We start from the raw sequence: 16,361 nt of genomic DNA, 5'->3' as shown, positions 1-16,361 counted from the left end.
GTTCAAAATTAAAATAAATTTATTTACTTTGTTTTTCAAAGTACTTTTATATGGAATCAAAAGATTATCTAAAAGACATTACCGAAATTAAAAACCTAATGAACAAATCCTCGCGATTTATTTCATTAAGTGGCCTCTCTGGAATTCTCGCTGGTATTTACGCCCTTATTGGAGCCAGTGTTGCCTATTGGCTCGTTGCCAATTCCGATAGGGAATATTTAATATTGGATGGAATGATTTTCAAATTGGTGATGTTAGATCTGTTCTTGATTGCCTTTTTGAGTGCTGTTACAGGTGTGATCCTAACCACAAGAAAAGCTAAAAAAGCAGGTGAAAAAATATGGGATGGCGCTTCCAAAAGATTGGTCATAAATTTTTTGATTCCTCTGGTAGTAGGCGGTATCTACATCTTGATAATTTTGGGTCAACAAAAATATGGTCAAACTGGTGCCCTAATGCTTATTTTTTATGGACTGGCATTAATCAACGCGTCAAAGTATAGTATAGGAGATATTCGCTATTTAGGTTTCGCCGAAATAATTTTAGGCTTAATTTGCGCCCTATATCCTGGTTATGGTTTTTGGTTGTGGGTCATTGGCTTTGGCCTTATGCACATCATTTACGGTACTTGGATGCATTTTAAATATGACAGAGCATAGGTTTTGAGCATTATCAACAACATAAATAAGGTCTTTGACCACAGGATTAGGCTGGGCATTATGTCCATTTTAATGGTAAACGAATACGCCGATTTCAATACCTTAAAAGAACTTCTCGGTGCTACGGACGGGAATCTTGCCAGCCATACTAAGGCTCTGGAAAAGGCAGAATATATAAAGGTGGAAAAACAATTTATAGGAAGAAAACCTAACACACGTTATTCGGTGACAAAACTTGGCAGAGCCGAATTTCAAAAGCACATCGAAGCCCTTGAAAAATTGATCAATAAACAATAAGATATTTTTTTATCAACTTACTTTGAATTTCAAAGTACTTTAAACATTCAACCATGGAACAACTACAAAAACCTCAACCGAACAAATTTGGCAACTGGCTAAAAACCTCCATTACAGCACGAATGCTCATGGTAGGCTTCTTGGTATTGATTTTATTGATTCCCCTTTCATTTATTGAAAGCCTCATTTTTGAACGTTCCATGCGACAACAGGATGTAGTCAACGAAATCAATGACAAATGGGGAAACCACGTGATGATTTACGGCCCTATTTTAAAACTACCATACAAAACCTATTCGGAAACAAAAACCTTCAACGAACAAACAAAAACTTATTTTACCGAAACGACTTCAGAAATAAAATATGCCTATATCTTTCCTGAATCCCTATCATCTGGGGTAGATGTCGATTCTAAATCTTTGAACCGAAACAATTATGAATCGGCCGTCTACACCGCTAACATGGATTTCAACGGAAATTTTCCAATCCCTAACCTTAAAATAAAAGACATCAAGGATGAGGACATCTTGTGGAACAAAGCCACAATTCTTATTAAAACGTCCAATCTGAAAGGCATAAAGAATGAAATGTCTTTAAAATTGAACGACAGCACCTATTCTTTCGAAACCAACTTTAAAAACAATTCTAGAAATAGCTCACAATTGGATGAATTGGAATCTGGATTTTTAAAAGAAACGGATGTCCCAAAATCTGCCAATACCAATTTTAGTTTCCACATGACCTTTAACGGAAGCCAGAACATTCAACTCATTCCAATAGGAAAAACAACCACCATGCATATGACCTCCAATTGGGCCAACCCCAGTTTTATAGGTAATTTTCTTCCCAACGACGAAACAAAAACAATTACAGACGAAGGTTTTGAAGCCGATTGGAAAATCCTGCATATCAACAGGGCCTTTTCTCAGCAATACTTAAACAACGTACCAGATTTACAAGAATTTGCCTTCGGTACCAAGTTTATCGTCATGGTAGACGAATACCAAAAAAGTGAGCGCTCGGCCAAATATGGCTTCCTTGTCATTGGGTTAACCTTCCTCATTTTCTTCCTGATCCAAACCATGAGCAACATTAATATACACCCATTTCAATATTTAATGATTGGTTTGGCTCTCACAATGTTTTACACTTTGCTCGTTTCCATTTCAGAACACAGTAATTTCCTAAAAGCCTATTTGGTGGCAGGTATTTCGGTGGTGACTCTTATAACACTGTACTCCAAATCGATACTCAAAACTTTTAAATTTCCAATTTTTATTGGATTGAGCCTTACGGCGCTTTACACCTTCATCTATGTCATCATTCAATTGGAAAACTATGCGCTTTTAGTTGGCAGCATTGGACTGTTCATCATTTTGGCAACCGTCATGTTTGTATCCAGAAAAATTGATTGGAATAACGGGTAATCTTTTCCCCAAAACAACTCCTGTTCCCTTCATTCCATTGAAGGGGCGGGAGTTTTAAAACCTACCACATAATGAAAACATACAGAAAACAACTTATCCATTGGCTCTTTGAAATATCAAAGACTATATACACACGAATTTTCAAACATCATGAACCATGGGGCATTACTACAAATCAACTCCTCCAACTCCCTGAAGCTTCCTTCGGCAGACACTTGGGCGAATTTTTAAACCAACACGGTTTTGAATTGATTCCAAAAGTAGAACGTCACGATTGCTACCATGTTTTGACAGGATACGGTATTACCGTAGAAGATGAAATAGCTTTACAATATTTAAGCTTTGGCAACGGCAAACAAAGCCCCTATATGTACGGCGCCATTTTGTTGGGCACCCTAATTCTGCCAGATTATTTAAGCTACTATTTAGATTCATATACCATTGGCAAAAAAGCCAATACATTTCTTAACTTAGATTTCAAAAAGCTACTGAATATAGACTTAACCATCTTGCAGGGCGCATTTTTCCTTAGATCTCATTCACCAATTAAAAACATATGACACTAACATTTCATAAATCATATTTCCTTCTAACCCTGATACTTTTTGCAGTTGAAACACTCATTGCTACCAACCTAGAAACTGGCTTTATCCGTCATACGTTCGGAGATTTTCTAGTTGTAATCCTCTTGTACTGTTTAGTAAGAAGTTTTACCAAGCTAGCTATCTTTCCAACAGCCATATTGGTATTAGCAGTTTCCTATATCATTGAAATATTACAAGCCTTCCACTTGTTGAAATTGCTGAACTTGGAACACAGTACACTCGCCAAATTAATCCTTGGCAACACCTTTAACTATACCGACCTTATGGCCTACTCGCTAGGTATTATTACCGTAATTATTGTTGAATTTAAATTACTTACTAATGAATAATATTAAATACTTGTTGTTTTCTCGATTCAAGATTATAGTGCTGCCCATAGTGGCAGCCACTTTAAGCATATTCCTCCTCATGGTACGGATGAAACTCACCTACTCCTTTTACTTTCTGTTTTTGGTCTGGAATCTATTTTTAGCCATAGTGCCCTTTGCGATTTCCACCTACATGACAAGTCTGAGTCAACTCAACAAATTTGGCGCACTTATAGGATTTGGCATTTGGTTACTCTTCGTCCCCAATGCCCCCTATATCATAACGGATTTGTTCCATCTCAAGAATAGCAGTCATGATATTCTGTGGTTGGATGTATTGGTAGTGAGCTCTTTTGCGTTAACGGGAGTACTCTTGTTTTTCCTTTCCTTATTGGATATAGAACTCATCATGAAACGTTATTGGCAAAGGAAAACCATTTCCTTCTTAATGTTGCCACTATTCTTTGTCATAAGTTTTGGTATGTACTTAGGTCGCTATTTACGTTTCAATTCTTGGGAAGTGCTACAACATCCTCTTACCATTTTCAATGATATTTGGAGTATTCTTGCACATCCCAATCAGCATCTCAGCGCATGGACCTTTACCATTAGCTTCGGAATATTTCTAGGAATAGGTTATTGGCTTTTTAAAAGTATTCGGAATGCCAATTAGTCGGCTCTATTTTTTTCTTGGATATTTCTAACAATAGAGGTGGCTAATTTTCTAGGCATGATACGTGGAAGTGTTGCCAAAAACTTATTGAATCCACCAGGAATGGCCACAGATTTCCCTTTATTCATCGCTTTATAACCATAGGCAGCAACGTCCTTAGCCGTTGCCATATTAAAGGTGATTTTATTTTCGGAAGTCCCTTCTGAAACCACTTGTTGAAAAGACGTTTTTGTAGGACCAGGACAAAGTGCCGTAACCGTCACTCCTGTGCCTTTGAGTTCATTGGCAATAGCCTCAGAAAAGGAGAGAATATACCCTTTGGTAGCATAATATAATGACATTAAAGGCCCTGGTTGAAAACCTGCTAAAGAAGACAGGTTTAAAATCTTCCCTGATCCTCGAGCCACCATACCTTTTAGTATAAGTTTGGTTAAATGCGTAGTAGTAACCACATGAAGGTTCAACATTTTGGCTTCACGGTCCCAATCGGTTGTGGCAAAAGTACCGAACAATCCAAAACCGGCATTGTTTACCAGCACATCTATTGAAGTATCTCCAAGTTCAGCCACAATTTCTTCAGAGATATTGACTTGGCTCAAATCCTTCAGCATTACGCGGACATTGGCATTATACTTCTTTTCCAACGTTTCTTTTGCCTGCTTTAAATTATCTGCATTGATATCTACCAACACCAAATTATATGTATCCTTTGCAAACAGCAATGCCAATTCATATCCCAATCCTGAAGCGCCGCCTGTTATCAATACCGTTTTAACCATTATATCTTTAATCTAATTTTTCGTCAGTAATGCATGTTACTATTTTAACCTCCAAGATCAATTTAGATGAACACCTGTTCTCGATACATTTTTTCTCAATTGCAATTCGAAAAAACACTCCAACTGACTTATTTTATACTTCTATTTTTACAAAGAATTATTTCCCATCCACATAATCCTGCAAATAAGCAAACCTCTCAGTTAACTTACCATTCTCGGTCACCTTTGCTCGCTGCAAGATACCATCTTTATCGGCATTAAAAAATGCAGGCAACACATACTCCAAAAACAAACTTCCAAAACCTTCGCTGGCATCTTTAGGCAATTCGCAAGGCAAATTATCTACTGCCATGACAACGATTGCTTTAGAATCTTTAAAATCGATTTCGGTTTCGGTTTGTGGTTCGTAACCATAAATTGGCTCTGCAATGGTAGATGGCCTAATAGTGGTTGCCACTGGTCCATCGATATCACAACTAATATCGGCCACTACTGAAATATTGAAATCCTTGGATTTGGCATCCTCCCGAGTAAACAAATAAGGTGCACCATCTCCATAAAAATGACCCGCAATAAAGAAATCGGTGACTTTGGCAAAGCGCATAAAGTTGGATTCATAAGCTTCTGGATGATTGAAGAAGTCCAAATTATCAATCACTTGTCCATCATTGCGCTTGTTATAATCCAATACATCAATAACACAATATACAGGTTCATCAAAAGTTTGGTCCAAATAGGCCGCTACCTCAACCTGTTTAATATTCATGGCATCCAACATTTCCTTGGCACCTCCTGCCACCTTACCACTTCCTGTAAGCAAAATTTTTATTGGAGGTAAGGCAATGGTATTAAGCTGTGCTATCAAAGCCTGTTGGTCTGCCAAGGTCTCGGCTTTAGGTAAATTCCAAGCATCATGTTTCAAGCCCCAAGCCCTGAATCCATTATAGGCCCCAACAATGCCTGCATAACGTCCAAAACCTATGAGTCTTGCGCCATTTTCCCTAACAATGGTTTCGTGGTCATAAAGCGTGATGTTTTTTTCCAAAATGGAACGCAGCAAATCCCTGTTGTAAGGTTGCTTTTTAATGGTATGCGAAAAGAAGAAATAGGATTTATTTGGTATCAAGTAATCTACAGGAACTTCCTTTACACCAATCAACACATCACAATCGCTAACATCGTGAACCACCTCAAATCCTTGACTGCGATATGCCTCATCCGGAAACACCCTAATATTGGAAGCTTCCACTTTAAAAGTGGCCTGAGGGAATAACTGACTCGCTTTTTTTAGGGTTTCGGGCGAAAAAACCACACGTCTATCCGGTGGTGATTTACGCTCCTTGATGATGGCAAATTTCATAACAATGAAGCATTTAAGGTAACTGACACATACCGCTTTGGTATAATGATTGCACGAAAATAAGTGGAATAGTATGGTTATACAAACTTTTTAATAACTTTGCATCCGCGTTAAGGATTGAGCAATTTGTATGAGCTCTTTTTGGGAGAAGCGCCCAAAAAAGCGAGTTGCGAAAGCCTGCCCCGTAAGGGAAACGCCCACTTCTCGACCAACTCTAGAAGTGATATGATTACCTTGGGGTCGACTGGTTTTGACAGCGAGATTAATTAAACGGTAAGCACGTCGTGTAATGACTTTGAAACACGTTAAAGGCTAGGTCAAACTTTTAAACGGCGAGAATAACTACGCTTTAGCTGCTTAATCTGAATTATAGTAAGATTTGCCTAGGTACACAAGGTGTACAAGCTAAATGTCTCCGGAAAGCCTTGATTGACGGCGTTCCATTTTGAGGCATCGTAAATGTCAATATAGAAAGTAGGGCGCTTTGACCTGCTTTTGAAACTAAAAAAGATAAGTTGTCGCTAGGCTGTCTTTAGCCAGGTTGCAATCGAAAACACAAGAAAAGACTAAGCGTGAAGAAAGCTCTTTAGTTACTTGTTTGGACGAGAGTTCGATTCTCTCCGACTCCACCAAAACATCCCAGACCCCCTGTTTTTACAGGGGGTTTGTTTTTTATTCTTAATTTATTCAGTCATTTTTAAAATTCCTTCTTAACACCTATTGCTGAGATTAAAAGTTAATAGCAATACAAAAATCAATCCATTCTTGTGTATTAAACACGTTACGATTTAAAAATCGATATGCTTGTCCATCAAAATATTGTATTAGAAACAAAGACAATGCCCATACTTTAAAATTGATTTTCTTTTGACCAATTAAATCATACAGCAATAAAGGCAAAGGCAATAATAAAGGCAACACAAAACTAAAGTCTCCTCTTTCCATTCCAAAGGCAACTGGCAAACGAGCAATGCCTGCTCCCACCATCAATAAAGTACCATAATAGATGAAGCGTTTATGTAGAAATGGCCTTTTTCTATTTATTATACCAATGCTTATCATACCTGCAGTATATAGAAAATCTAATAAATCATTCCCCATTAACCTTCCCCATCCCCTCCTCACCTTTTCATCGGTAAAGAAATTATCAGGATAACCCCATTTTGAAAGGTCAGTAAGTGATATCAATATAGAAGAGGTCAGCCAAACCAATAAAATGATTACGGCCCATCTCCCAAGTTTAGGGTGGTATTTAAATTGATTCCAAAACACGAATTGCGTTTGTGCTATAAACACCAATAACCAGAGTGTTGCTGAAACACTGTGCAATATCAATAATGGATACACCTCCATATTGCCTTCGTCTACTCTCCTAAAAATATTAGCAGAAAAACCTAAAACACAAATAATAAAAAATAGAATAGCCGAAATAGAGAAAAAATAATGCTCAAAAGATTTAATATTGGAGCGAGCGGCAGTTACTGTATGAGTATTCATGACAATACATTTAAATTGGTTGCACCCACCTCGTTTCACGGAGGCAACTCAAGGTGTTTCTATTGTTTGCCAATTAATTAGTACTGTTTCATGTTTTCAGGAAGTCTTATAAAGTTACAACAAAAAATCTACTTTTATTATTATCAATATCAACCATAGAATTCTTGTTTATTCAAACTGGCTTAATACATGAACAAACTTTTAAGACCTTTAGCAATTGTTATTTCCATTATTACCCTAGCCTTAGTAATCATTGCTCTTACAGATGTTTGGCCAAACAATCCGTTTATCAAATACAAATTTTTGATAGTCATTTTCTCCATTGCCTATAATAGATCCCTTATAAAAGCCTATAAAAACCGAAACTAGAGCCCGTGTTTGTTGCTCTAGCTGTTTAATGGTAGTATCTTTGCAAAAATTTTTACCAAACAAATATGAAAACAAAACTATTTACAGTAGTTGGCCTATTGTTGAGCGGTATGTCTTTTGCACAGTTGCAAATTTCTGCCAGTGGCGGGTATGCCATTGGAAGTGCTGAAATTAAGTTAGGCGAAAAAGTGAGCACTACTACTACCGAGAACTCTTATGGAAGCTACGGAGAAGGTGTGAATTTCCAATTAAGAGGGACTTATTTCTTTAATGAACACTTTGGAGCCGATTTAGGTTTTGGATACCTTCATGGGGCAGACCAAACCGTTTCTGAGGTTAATTTACCAAACCTAGAGTTGGACGCTATTGCCAGAGCCCGTGCATATGGAGCTTCTTTGTCTATGGTTTATAGATTTAGCAATAATATTTACGGACGTTTTGGAGCCTTGATTAAAGTTGGCGGAAAAACAGAAGCTGTTGTGAATCAAAAATCAGTATTCTCAGCTGCAGAAGCTACCGCTTTAAACCTTCCGGAAGGGTCTTATTCAGACACCCATTATGTTGAAGATTTCCACGGAAAATTCCCTTTAGGATTTGTAGGTGCTTTAGGATATAAGTTTGACGTAAGCCCTAACATTAGTTTGTTTGCTGAAGCGGAATATTACGGTATCAGCTTAAAGCGAAAAGACTCTGAACTTGTTGAATTCAACACCAATATTGTATTACCTGATGGTACTGTGGCCGTTGAAGGATTCTATACTTTGGACAACTTGCCTCCGGGATACTCTAAAGAAACTACCTATGTAGATGAATTGCCAAACGACAATACTGATCCTTCTAGAAAACTAGCACAAAAGGTGCCGTATTCATCTTTTGGAATCAACATTGGGATTACCTATACCTTCAAAACGGCATCTAAAAAACAATAAATTGTTTTTTTTTAAACTCTTTTAAAGTTCTTACCCTCTGTATCTACAGGGGGTATTTTTTTGGTATTAAATGAGGTAGAAATAAAATGGTAAACAGACTCATAAATTGTGTTGTAAATCCCATAAATATTATTGAAATTCACCTTACCATTTAACCTACTTACTATGGACGTAAAATTTGAACTGCTTCGTCTTGGTGGCAAAAGAAAAGATGCTGCCGAAGAACTACTTATCCGCCAAAACCTCAATTTCCTAAGGGTTGGTATTCGCCATGTACTGCAAAACGAAGAGCTTGCCAATGACAATAATCGGTTGGACATGGTATTGATAATTCCTGAAGAAGGTGTGGATGTGAAAATTGTTTTGGACAACCTTGCTTTACCACATATTGCAGAATTATTGAAAACCCGCTACCCCAACAATATTTTTGAAGGCGATTATAAGCTTATTTTGGACACCAAGGCCTAATTATACTTTTTAAAAGCTTAGGCTTTTCCTATTTTTGCAGCCTATGAACGATAACTTTACAAATGAGTTTTTTGGCATTGGAATCCAAAATGGAAAAACTCCAGAGAACCTAGGCATGCTATGGCGTTCGGCACAAAACATGGGGGCCAGTTTTATCTTTACCATTGGTAACCGCTATGCCAAACAGGCCTGTGATACCCACAATGCCGTAAAGGCCATGCCCTATTTTCATTATGATACTTTTGAGGATTTTTTCAATAATATGCCTAAAGGTGCTCGTTTGGTGGGTGTAGAACTTACTGAAGATGCCGTTCCTTTGGAAACTTTCCACCATCCTAGACGCTGTGTCTACCTTTTGGGGGCCGAAGACCACGGACTTTCCAAAAAGGCTATTGAAAAGGCTCATTTCTTAGTAAAGTTCAACTCACAATTAAGTGTGAATGTTTCCGTTGCGGGAAGCATCGTGATGTACGACAGAGGTATTGGCAAGCCGAGATCCTAAGTCCACGAGTTCATTTTGATGTAGCGTCCTCTGTTACAATTCCATGTAAATTACTTATATTCACTAAGCCTAAGCGTTCAAATCGTTAGTTCAACTTAGCCTTAGCCCTGTTCCAACCTAGTAATATTGTGGATTATGAAACAGATTACACCTTATTATACCTTTCTAATTTGCTACTTAATCCTTCTATGCTTTATACAAAGCTGTAAACAATCTCAAACATCTGATAAAGAGCATCCAATAATTGAAGAAGGTGATTCTTTAATTAAAAAAGCTGTGCTTTCCCAAGCCACAACAAAGAACGTCGATACAGTACAAGCATTTGAGGAACATCTATTTTGTTTCGCCCAAAAATCGGAAGCGGTTAACTATCCCAATGAATACAATTATGAATTCATTCGTCTTGAAAAGGATGATGACGGAAAAGTTACTGGTCAATTTTATGTATCCTATTTTGGAAAAGATGAAGCCAAAGGACATCTAAAAGGTGTTTGGAACAAAGACAAGCAGGCATTTGATGTTACAGCGGAATATTTGGCCGAAGGTGAAACTTACAAAGAACAAAGAACCTATGCCATAAAAGAAGACCATATTTTATTAGGCTATCAAACTCCGGATGGCCAAGAAGCAAGCCTACCTAGAATCAATTGTGAAATATACAAGGGCTTATTTAAAGAATACCAACAAGGTTTTATAAACCACTTTTTAAATACAACCGATAGAAGCCGACTAAAAAAAGTGATGACTTCCCAAAACCTTGGCTATTCCGAAGAAGATTTGGACAAACTAAAATTCTTGGAAGCTATGGTGGATCTTAACCACGACCCAAGCGACTATGAATACCTGCTTTACGTAATGGACCCCATGCTTTGTGGGACAGGAGGCTGCAATTTGTTTATCCTGAACAAATCTGGGGAAGTGCTCTCTGAAATTTCCGTTACCAGACCACCAATATATGTTCCTATAACCTCATTTGAAAATGACCAAAAGCAAAAAGGTGAATGGAAGGAACTTTATGTGTACAGTAAAGGCTATCGACGCTTGGTGCCTAAAAATGGGCAATACCCAACTAATGCCTCTATGGCACCTGAAATTTTGGAAGCGCAGTTATTAAATTTTCCTAATGCCTACCGATTGGTAATGGATTATTTGGATTAAAAAGTTATTCAATCCGTTCCATACGCCATTTCCAAGTAGCGTATTTACTTTTAGCAGTTCCTTCAATGACGTTGGAAGAAATCATTTTTCCTGTATATGTTGAAAAGCCGTCATTAAATTTCAAAATAACCTCTTCACCATGCTGTTCCCAAGTATCATTATCTTTAGAAGTATCATTAGGATGGGTGGTTACCAATAGGCCATTTTTCTCAAACCGCACTTGATAGGTCCAATCTGAATCCATATAATTCCAAAGGGTTTCCTGAAGAGCAAAGTTTATTGCTTCTATACTTTTTGAGGTTTTACATCCAAAAAGCAATAAACAAGGTATTATCAAAACCAAGAGTTGTTTCATTTTGAAAATTCTTACTGAAGGACTACAATAAACAGAGGCTTAAAAAAGAAATATCTATTCTATCAAGGTTCCTCTTCTTTTTCTTCATCCTTTTTAATAGGAATGATGTTGTCAAAAAATGGCACTTCAATTCCAACCACAAAGCGCCATCTGGTATAGTCTAATTTTGAAGTTTCGTTGGTGGCTCCCAAAAATTCACCCAACAAATTTAGAGAAGTCGTATATTCAGAAGAACCATTGGCATATGTACCTCCCAATATGATTCGACCCCATTTTAGGGAATAATCAAACCCAGCTGCCATATGTAAAAAATCGTCTCCCATATTGAGCAAACTAGCATGGGAACTGGATAAATCAAAGAAATTGGAACTTTCCTTTTCAGCAGAATAGTCTGTCGAGAAACTGACATAGGCATTTAAATTATGACGAACATAGATTTCTGCTCCAGCTCCAAAATTCACCACCGATTTTAAATCTTGATAGAAATCAGGAGATAATGTTTCGGTATCACTAATTTCAAATTCCGGCACGGAAAAACGCGAGTAGGAATTTAAACCATTAAACCACTCCACATTCAAATGCAACATGCTTTTCCCTAAAGGAATCCCAGCCCCCACAGCCAAACCAAAAGGTTGCTTGCGTTTGGCATCCAAATCCTTAAATCCTGCTATAACCGATTGATCACTTCCTGTTCCAACTCCTGAGATCACCTTATTGTAACCGTATCGGCTATTACTGAGAAGTTCCCAATATGGCAAAGACATGGTCATACCAAAATCTACCCCCTTACCTCGATAGCTGGCACCAATTTTCCAAAACAAGCCATAAGATTCCTGACTGTAATTGATTTCCTCATTAAAATAGGCCACTTTGTCTTCTCCATACTTTACGGTATTACCTAAAGCAGTTCCCCCGGAATTTCTATAAATCGAGAAAAAACCACTAACCCCAATACTCAAACGATCATTTAGGGATTTGGCCCAAGTAATCCCGACCCACTCATCTTTTACAGCGTTTTTGAGTTTTATTCGTGTAGAATACATCTCATTCCCTTCAACGATATCAACAATATCAGCTTCCTTGAATGGGGTATCATAATTAAGATCTATACTGTTTCGGAATTTAGAAAATGAAGAATAGGCAAATTGTTCGCCCTTAAACTTAAAAGTTCCTGCTACCATGGATGGAATTCCGTCGAAATTTTTGCTGCGGATAGCCGCATCTTCGGGCCCCACATTGTTATTGAGCCGAATCCTGCTGTAGTCGTATGCCTTGGCGTTAATGGTAAAGGTGGTGTTTTTGGCCAACGCCAAACGCGAAGGGTTGTAATAGGTAAGCCCCAAATCGTTTACACTTCCCGTTACATTACCCAAGAGCAACACCGAACGGTTTCCGTAATTTTCAAACTTGTAGTTGGTTTCTTGAGCGAGCAATTGCAAGGAACACCCTAAGACCATAAAAACGCATAGTGGTAACTTTAGCTTCATTAACTGCAAAGGACTTAAATTCAACAATCTATTATAAAAATACTACTTTTATTGCTGAAACTTGCACTTCAGAAGCTGAAATACAGGCACTTAAAAATTCAAAGTCAACTTATTACCCTTTAACTTTATTCCAAAATTGTCTTTACAAAGTCTTTTATAGTTCCTTCCCTATTTTCTCTTAAGTGTTTGATAAAAGCACTCCCTATAATTGCTCCCTTAGTATAAGCTGATGCCTGTGAAAAGGTTTGTTTATTGGAAATTCCAAAACCTACTATTTGAGCATTGTGCAATTGCATTTTGGCAATTCGCTTAAAATAATTGGTTTGTTCCTCTCCAAACCCCTCTTGGCTCCCCGTAACACTGCTACTGCTCACCATATAAATAAACCCATTGGAAATAGAATCGATAAATTTTATACGTTCCTCAGAAGTTTGAGGCGTAATCAAAAACACGTTCAGCAAGCCATGGGCTTCAAACATTTTTTGATAGTCTGCTACATAAACATCTACAGGTAAATCAGGAATGATAAGTCCATCAATTCCAACCTCCTGACATTTTTCACAAAACTCTTTGACTCCATATTGTAGGATTGGGTTGAAATAGCCCATCAGCAATAATGGAATTGAAACTGTCTCCCTAATGTTTTTAAGCTGCTGAAACAAGACCTCTGTGGTCATGCCATTTTTTAAAGCTTGAGTAGAACTAGCCTGAATGGTAGGGCCATCCGCTAAAGGATCACTAAATGGTAAGCCAATTTCAATCATATCCACTCCGCTTTGCTCCAATTCATTTATAATGGATGCTGTATCCTCTAGGTTAGGAAATCCTGCAGTAAAATAAATGGACAGTAACTTTTTATCTTCTTTGAGCTTTGTTTGAATGCGGTTCATCATATCTTCTATAGCTTAAAATAATTGATGTATGTATCGAGATCCTTATCTCCCCTCCCCGACAAACAGAGCACGACAATATCATTGGGATTGAACTGTTTCTTTTCAAAAACTGTCAAAGCATGGGCGCTCTCAATAGCAGGTATAATCCCTTCCAATTGCGCCAATTTCATTCCAGCGGTCATGGCTTCGGTATCTGTAGCTGCCAAAAACTCTGCTCTCCCAGAAGCAAACAAATGCGCATGCATGGGCCCTACTCCAGGATAATCCAAGCCCGCAGAAATAGAATAAGGCTCTGTAATCTGGCCATCCTTGGTCTGCATCAATAAGGTTTTGCTTCCATGGATAATCCCCACTCTACCCAAAACCGAAGTCGCTGCACTTTCTCCTGAATCAATCCCATGACCTGCCGCCTCCACAGCAATCAACTTTACAGAAGTGTCTTCTAAAAAATGATAGTAAGCCCCTGCCGCGTTACTGCCCCCTCCCACACAGGCCACCACATAGTCTGGTTTTGAGGTTTGTTCATGTGCTAGTAACTGCTCCTTAATTTCTTCTGAAATCACCGATTGGAACCTCGCCACCATATCTGGATATGGATGCGGCCCTACCACACTCCCAATAATATAGTGCGTATTGACAGGATTATTGATCCAATCCCTAATGGCTTCATTAGTGGCATCTTTCAAAGTCTTGCTTCCTGATAACGCTGGAACCACGGTGGCACCCAACATTTTCATTCGGGCTACATTAGGTGCTTGCCTTTCAATGTCAATTTCTCCCATGTATACAATACACTCCAATCCCATCAAGGCACATACCGTAGCCGTTGCCACACCATGTTGCCCTGCCCCTGTTTCGGCAATAATTCGGGTTTTACCCAAGCGTTTAGCCATCAAAATCTGCCCAATGGTATTATTGATTTTATGAGCGCCAGTATGATTAAGGTCTTCACGTTTCAAATAGATTCTGGTGTTATACACTTCGGACAATCGCTTGGCAAAGTATAATGGCGAAGGTCTGCCCACATAGTCTTTGAGCAATTGATTAAATTCAGCCTGAAACTCGGGTTCAGCCATTACCTTTAAATAATTCTGACGTAGTTCCTCTACATTTGGATAGAGCATTTCTGGGATAAAGGCCCCTCCAAACTCCCCATAATATCCTTTGTTATTGACGTTGTAGCTCATTTATAAAGTTTTCTAGTTCATTCACATTCTTATGTCCTGCCGTAATTTCAAACCTACTGTTCACATCTATGGCATAACAATATTTTGCTGCCGAAGATTTTAAAAACCGCTTCAATATCGGCACATCTGTTGGTCCTATACCGCCACTCAAAATATAAGGTTTCGCCGAGGGGTAACTCTCCAAAACTTTCCAATTGAATAGCTCCCCATTGCCTCCCGGTAAATCTCCTTTGGTATCAAACAAAAAATAGTCGCTCATGGTTTCAAAAGGTTTGATGTTATCAAAATTGAAATTCCTATCTACACTGAAGACTTTAATAATTTCCACAGATGAATCGGATATCTTATTCAATTCCTTTTTCAAACCATCTATAAACGTTACCGATTCAGCGCCATGCAACTGTACTGCTTTCAAGCCGTAATCAGTTACCTTTTTAATGACCTCTTGAATGGACGCATTTACAAACACCCCCGTCTTTTTAATAGCATCTGAAATTTCAGGAATGGTTCCTTTAAAAAATCGACTAGAGCCTTCATAGAAAATGAACCCCAAATAATCCGGTTTCAAAGCAGCTACCGCCTTGATATTATCCGAATATTTCATACCACATACCTTCAGTTTCATTGCTCCAATTGTTTCATAAATTCCATTGCACTTTCCCCAGGACTGCTTGTTTTCATAAAGTTTTCCCCAATCAAGAACCCCGAAAACCCATAGTACCTTAATATTTTGATAGCCTCTACATTGCTTATACCACTTTCCGACACCTTTACAAATTCATCAGGAATTAGGGCACTTAACTCTTTACTCGTTTCCAAGCTCACCTCAAAAGTCTTTAGATTGCGATTGTTAACTCCCAACAGATCCAAACTAGGCATTAGGGATTTTTGAAGCTCTTCTTGGTTATGGACTTCCAACAACACTTCCAATCCTAAACTTTTTGCCAATTCTGAAAATTGTTTGATTTCATTCCTACTCAATACTGCAGCGATAAGTAAGATGACATCCGCACCATGGGCCTTGGCCTCCACTATTTGGAATTCATCTATTATGAATTCCTTTCGCAACAATGGCAATCCACAACTGGCCCTAGCCAAAAGCAAATCGTCTAAAGAGCCACCAAAATACTTTCCATCCGTTAACACCGACATGCCACAAGCCCCTGCCTTTTCATAGCCTTTGGCCACATCAAACACATTGGTATCTTGATTGATTACGGCTTTAGATGGCGACCGTCGTTTATACTCGGCAATAATGCCCGAAGTACTATTTTTCAACCGTTCACACATGGAAACCGTAGCTCTACCAAACAATACCGATTGCTCCAATTGAGAAAAAGGAATGAGTCCTTTTCGGAATTGTACTTCTTGTCTTTTGTCTTTGATAATTCGTTGTAAAATATCCATA

20 protein-coding genes and 1 other RNA gene are annotated in these 16,361 nt (G+C 38.2%); 12 read left to right on the top strand and 9 right to left on the bottom strand.

Translation table 11 applies throughout. The annotated features are described in order from the left end of the window. The first annotated feature begins 50 nt into the window (after positions 1-50). The 6 genes from BKM32_RS12600 (at position 51) to BKM32_RS12575 (ending at position 3,969) form a co-directional block, all read left to right on the top strand. Positions 51-659: a hypothetical protein gene (locus BKM32_RS12600; protein ID WP_076664121.1), complete on the top strand. Its 609-nt coding sequence runs from the start codon at positions 51-53 to the stop codon at positions 657-659. 3 nt (positions 660-662) lie between these two features. Next, positions 663-956, top strand: coding sequence for a transcriptional regulator (locus BKM32_RS12595; RefSeq protein WP_076664120.1), 294 nt, complete (start codon positions 663-665; stop codon positions 954-956). Between the two features lie 53 nt (positions 957-1,009). Next, on the top strand, positions 1,010-2,383 hold the full coding sequence (creD, locus tag BKM32_RS12590) for a cell envelope integrity protein CreD (RefSeq protein WP_076664119.1): 1,374 nt from the start codon (positions 1,010-1,012) through the stop codon (positions 2,381-2,383). 71 nt (positions 2,384-2,454) lie between these two features. Continuing rightward, positions 2,455-2,943, top strand: a complete 489-nt coding sequence (locus BKM32_RS12585; RefSeq protein WP_076664118.1) for a Coq4 family protein — start codon at positions 2,455-2,457, stop codon at positions 2,941-2,943. After that, positions 2,940-3,317 (top strand): DUF2809 domain-containing protein, encoded by a 378-nt coding sequence (locus BKM32_RS12580; protein WP_076664117.1) that lies wholly within the window; start codon positions 2,940-2,942, stop codon positions 3,315-3,317. Before BKM32_RS12585 ends, BKM32_RS12580 begins: the two co-directional genes overlap by 4 nt. After that, positions 3,310-3,969 carry a DUF1361 domain-containing protein gene (locus tag BKM32_RS12575; protein ID WP_076664116.1) on the top strand — a complete coding sequence of 220 codons (660 nt, stop codon included), beginning with the start codon at positions 3,310-3,312 and terminating at the stop codon, positions 3,967-3,969. The genes BKM32_RS12580 and BKM32_RS12575 overlap by 8 nt, the downstream gene beginning before the upstream one ends. On the opposite strand, the gene BKM32_RS12570 is transcribed toward BKM32_RS12575, so the two are convergent. Then, on the bottom strand, positions 3,966-4,748 hold the full coding sequence (locus BKM32_RS12570) for an SDR family oxidoreductase (protein WP_076664115.1): 783 nt from the start codon (positions 4,746-4,748) through the stop codon (positions 3,966-3,968). The two genes, BKM32_RS12575 and BKM32_RS12570, sit on opposite strands and share 4 nt — an antisense overlap. 157 nt (positions 4,749-4,905) lie before the next feature. Beyond that, entirely contained in the window at positions 4,906-6,108 is a 1,203-nt protein-coding gene (locus BKM32_RS12565; RefSeq protein WP_076664114.1) for an NAD(P)-dependent oxidoreductase, read from the bottom strand. Positions 6,109-6,344: 236 nt separating this feature from the next. Between BKM32_RS12565 and ssrA the strand changes: the two genes are divergently transcribed. After that, positions 6,345-6,740, top strand: a transfer-messenger RNA (tmRNA) gene (gene ssrA, locus BKM32_RS12560). Between the two features lie 97 nt (positions 6,741-6,837). Here the strand turns inward: ssrA and BKM32_RS12555 are convergent. Next, a complete protein-coding gene (locus BKM32_RS12555) occupies positions 6,838-7,605 on the bottom strand; it encodes a hypothetical protein (protein WP_076664113.1) in 768 nt (255 codons plus the stop codon). A 189-nt stretch (positions 7,606-7,794) separates the two neighbouring features. Here BKM32_RS12555 and BKM32_RS12550 point away from each other — a divergent pair, with 189 nt between their 5' ends. The 5 genes from BKM32_RS12550 (at position 7,795) to BKM32_RS12530 (ending at position 11,031) form a co-directional block, all read left to right on the top strand. Further along, a complete protein-coding gene (locus tag BKM32_RS12550) occupies positions 7,795-7,974 on the top strand; it encodes a hypothetical protein (protein ID WP_076664112.1) in 180 nt (59 codons plus the stop codon). 65 nt (positions 7,975-8,039) lie between these two features. Next, a complete protein-coding gene (locus tag BKM32_RS12545) occupies positions 8,040-8,903 on the top strand; it encodes an outer membrane beta-barrel protein (protein ID WP_076664111.1) in 864 nt (287 codons plus the stop codon). A gap of 165 nt (positions 8,904-9,068) precedes the next feature. Beyond that, positions 9,069-9,371 (top strand): hypothetical protein, encoded by a 303-nt coding sequence (locus BKM32_RS12540; protein WP_076664110.1) that lies wholly within the window; start codon positions 9,069-9,071, stop codon positions 9,369-9,371. 43 nt (positions 9,372-9,414) lie between these two features. Further along, on the top strand, positions 9,415-9,873 hold the full coding sequence (locus BKM32_RS12535; RefSeq protein ID WP_076664109.1) for an RNA methyltransferase: 459 nt from the start codon (positions 9,415-9,417) through the stop codon (positions 9,871-9,873). Positions 9,874-10,008: 135 nt separating this feature from the next. Then, complete coding sequence (locus BKM32_RS12530; RefSeq protein ID WP_076664108.1) at positions 10,009-11,031, top strand: hypothetical protein; 1,023 nt, start codon at positions 10,009-10,011, stop codon at positions 11,029-11,031. A 4-nt stretch (positions 11,032-11,035) separates the two neighbouring features. Here BKM32_RS12530 and BKM32_RS12525 read toward each other — a convergent pair whose 3' ends face one another. The 6 genes from BKM32_RS12525 to trpC all read right to left on the bottom strand — a co-directional run bounded on the left by BKM32_RS12525 (position 11,036) and on the right by trpC (position 16,360). Continuing rightward, entirely contained in the window at positions 11,036-11,386 is a 351-nt protein-coding gene (locus BKM32_RS12525; protein ID WP_076664107.1) for a hypothetical protein, read from the bottom strand. A gap of 62 nt (positions 11,387-11,448) precedes the next feature. Next, positions 11,449-12,873, bottom strand: coding sequence for a hypothetical protein (locus BKM32_RS12520; protein WP_076664106.1), 1,425 nt, complete (start codon positions 12,871-12,873; stop codon positions 11,449-11,451). A gap of 125 nt (positions 12,874-12,998) precedes the next feature. Then, on the bottom strand, positions 12,999-13,763 hold the full coding sequence (gene trpA, locus BKM32_RS12515) for a tryptophan synthase subunit alpha (RefSeq protein WP_076664105.1): 765 nt from the start codon (positions 13,761-13,763) through the stop codon (positions 12,999-13,001). A gap of 8 nt (positions 13,764-13,771) precedes the next feature. Further along, the gene (gene trpB, locus BKM32_RS12510; RefSeq protein ID WP_076664104.1) at positions 13,772-14,953 is read right to left on the bottom strand and encodes a tryptophan synthase subunit beta; all 1,182 of its coding nucleotides are present in this window, start codon (positions 14,951-14,953) and stop codon (positions 13,772-13,774) included. Next, positions 14,934-15,578, bottom strand: coding sequence for a phosphoribosylanthranilate isomerase (locus BKM32_RS12505; RefSeq protein ID WP_076664103.1), 645 nt, complete (start codon positions 15,576-15,578; stop codon positions 14,934-14,936). Before BKM32_RS12505 ends, trpB begins: the two co-directional genes overlap by 20 nt. After that, on the bottom strand, positions 15,575-16,360 hold the full coding sequence (trpC, locus tag BKM32_RS12500; RefSeq protein ID WP_076664102.1) for an indole-3-glycerol phosphate synthase TrpC: 786 nt from the start codon (positions 16,358-16,360) through the stop codon (positions 15,575-15,577). The genes BKM32_RS12505 and trpC overlap by 4 nt, the downstream gene beginning before the upstream one ends. Between the last annotated feature and the right edge of the window lies 1 nt (position 16,361).

This window comes from Mangrovimonas sp. DI 80, assembly GCF_001975575.1.
Classification (GTDB): Bacteria; Bacteroidota; Bacteroidia; order Flavobacteriales; family Flavobacteriaceae; genus Mangrovimonas_A; species Mangrovimonas_A xylaniphaga.
The sequence above is the reverse complement of the archived record's forward strand: the minus strand, read 5'-3'. Positions and strand labels throughout refer to the sequence as shown.

Coding starts and splice junctions, on each gene's coding strand:
- BKM32_RS12600 (WP_076664121.1), top strand. CDS start 51: ATGGAATCAAAAGATTATCTAAAAGACATTACCGAAATTAAAAACCTA.
- creD (WP_076664119.1), top strand. CDS start 1,010: ATGGAACAACTACAAAAACCTCAACCGAACAAATTTGGCAACTGGCTA.
- BKM32_RS12585 (WP_076664118.1), top strand. CDS start 2,455: ATGAAAACATACAGAAAACAACTTATCCATTGGCTCTTTGAAATATCA.
- BKM32_RS12580 (WP_076664117.1), top strand. CDS start 2,940: ATGACACTAACATTTCATAAATCATATTTCCTTCTAACCCTGATACTT.
- BKM32_RS12575 (WP_076664116.1), top strand. CDS start 3,310: ATGAATAATATTAAATACTTGTTGTTTTCTCGATTCAAGATTATAGTG.
- BKM32_RS12570 (WP_076664115.1), bottom strand. CDS start 4,748: ATGGTTAAAACGGTATTGATAACAGGCGGCGCTTCAGGATTGGGATAT.
- BKM32_RS12565 (WP_076664114.1), bottom strand. CDS start 6,108: ATGAAATTTGCCATCATCAAGGAGCGTAAATCACCACCGGATAGACGT.
- BKM32_RS12555 (WP_076664113.1), bottom strand. CDS start 7,605: ATGAATACTCATACAGTAACTGCCGCTCGCTCCAATATTAAATCTTTT.
- BKM32_RS12550 (WP_076664112.1), top strand. CDS start 7,795: ATGAACAAACTTTTAAGACCTTTAGCAATTGTTATTTCCATTATTACC.
- BKM32_RS12545 (WP_076664111.1), top strand. CDS start 8,040: ATGAAAACAAAACTATTTACAGTAGTTGGCCTATTGTTGAGCGGTATG.
- BKM32_RS12540 (WP_076664110.1), top strand. CDS start 9,069: ATGGACGTAAAATTTGAACTGCTTCGTCTTGGTGGCAAAAGAAAAGAT.
- BKM32_RS12535 (WP_076664109.1), top strand. CDS start 9,415: ATGAACGATAACTTTACAAATGAGTTTTTTGGCATTGGAATCCAAAAT.
- BKM32_RS12530 (WP_076664108.1), top strand. CDS start 10,009: ATGAAACAGATTACACCTTATTATACCTTTCTAATTTGCTACTTAATC.
- BKM32_RS12525 (WP_076664107.1), bottom strand. CDS start 11,386: ATGAAACAACTCTTGGTTTTGATAATACCTTGTTTATTGCTTTTTGGA.
- BKM32_RS12520 (WP_076664106.1), bottom strand. CDS start 12,873: ATGAAGCTAAAGTTACCACTATGCGTTTTTATGGTCTTAGGGTGTTCC.
- trpA (WP_076664105.1), bottom strand. CDS start 13,763: ATGAACCGCATTCAAACAAAGCTCAAAGAAGATAAAAAGTTACTGTCC.
- trpB (WP_076664104.1), bottom strand. CDS start 14,953: ATGAGCTACAACGTCAATAACAAAGGATATTATGGGGAGTTTGGAGGG.
- BKM32_RS12505 (WP_076664103.1), bottom strand. CDS start 15,578: ATGAAACTGAAGGTATGTGGTATGAAATATTCGGATAATATCAAGGCG.
- trpC (WP_076664102.1), bottom strand. CDS start 16,360: ATGGATATTTTACAACGAATTATCAAAGACAAAAGACAAGAAGTACAA.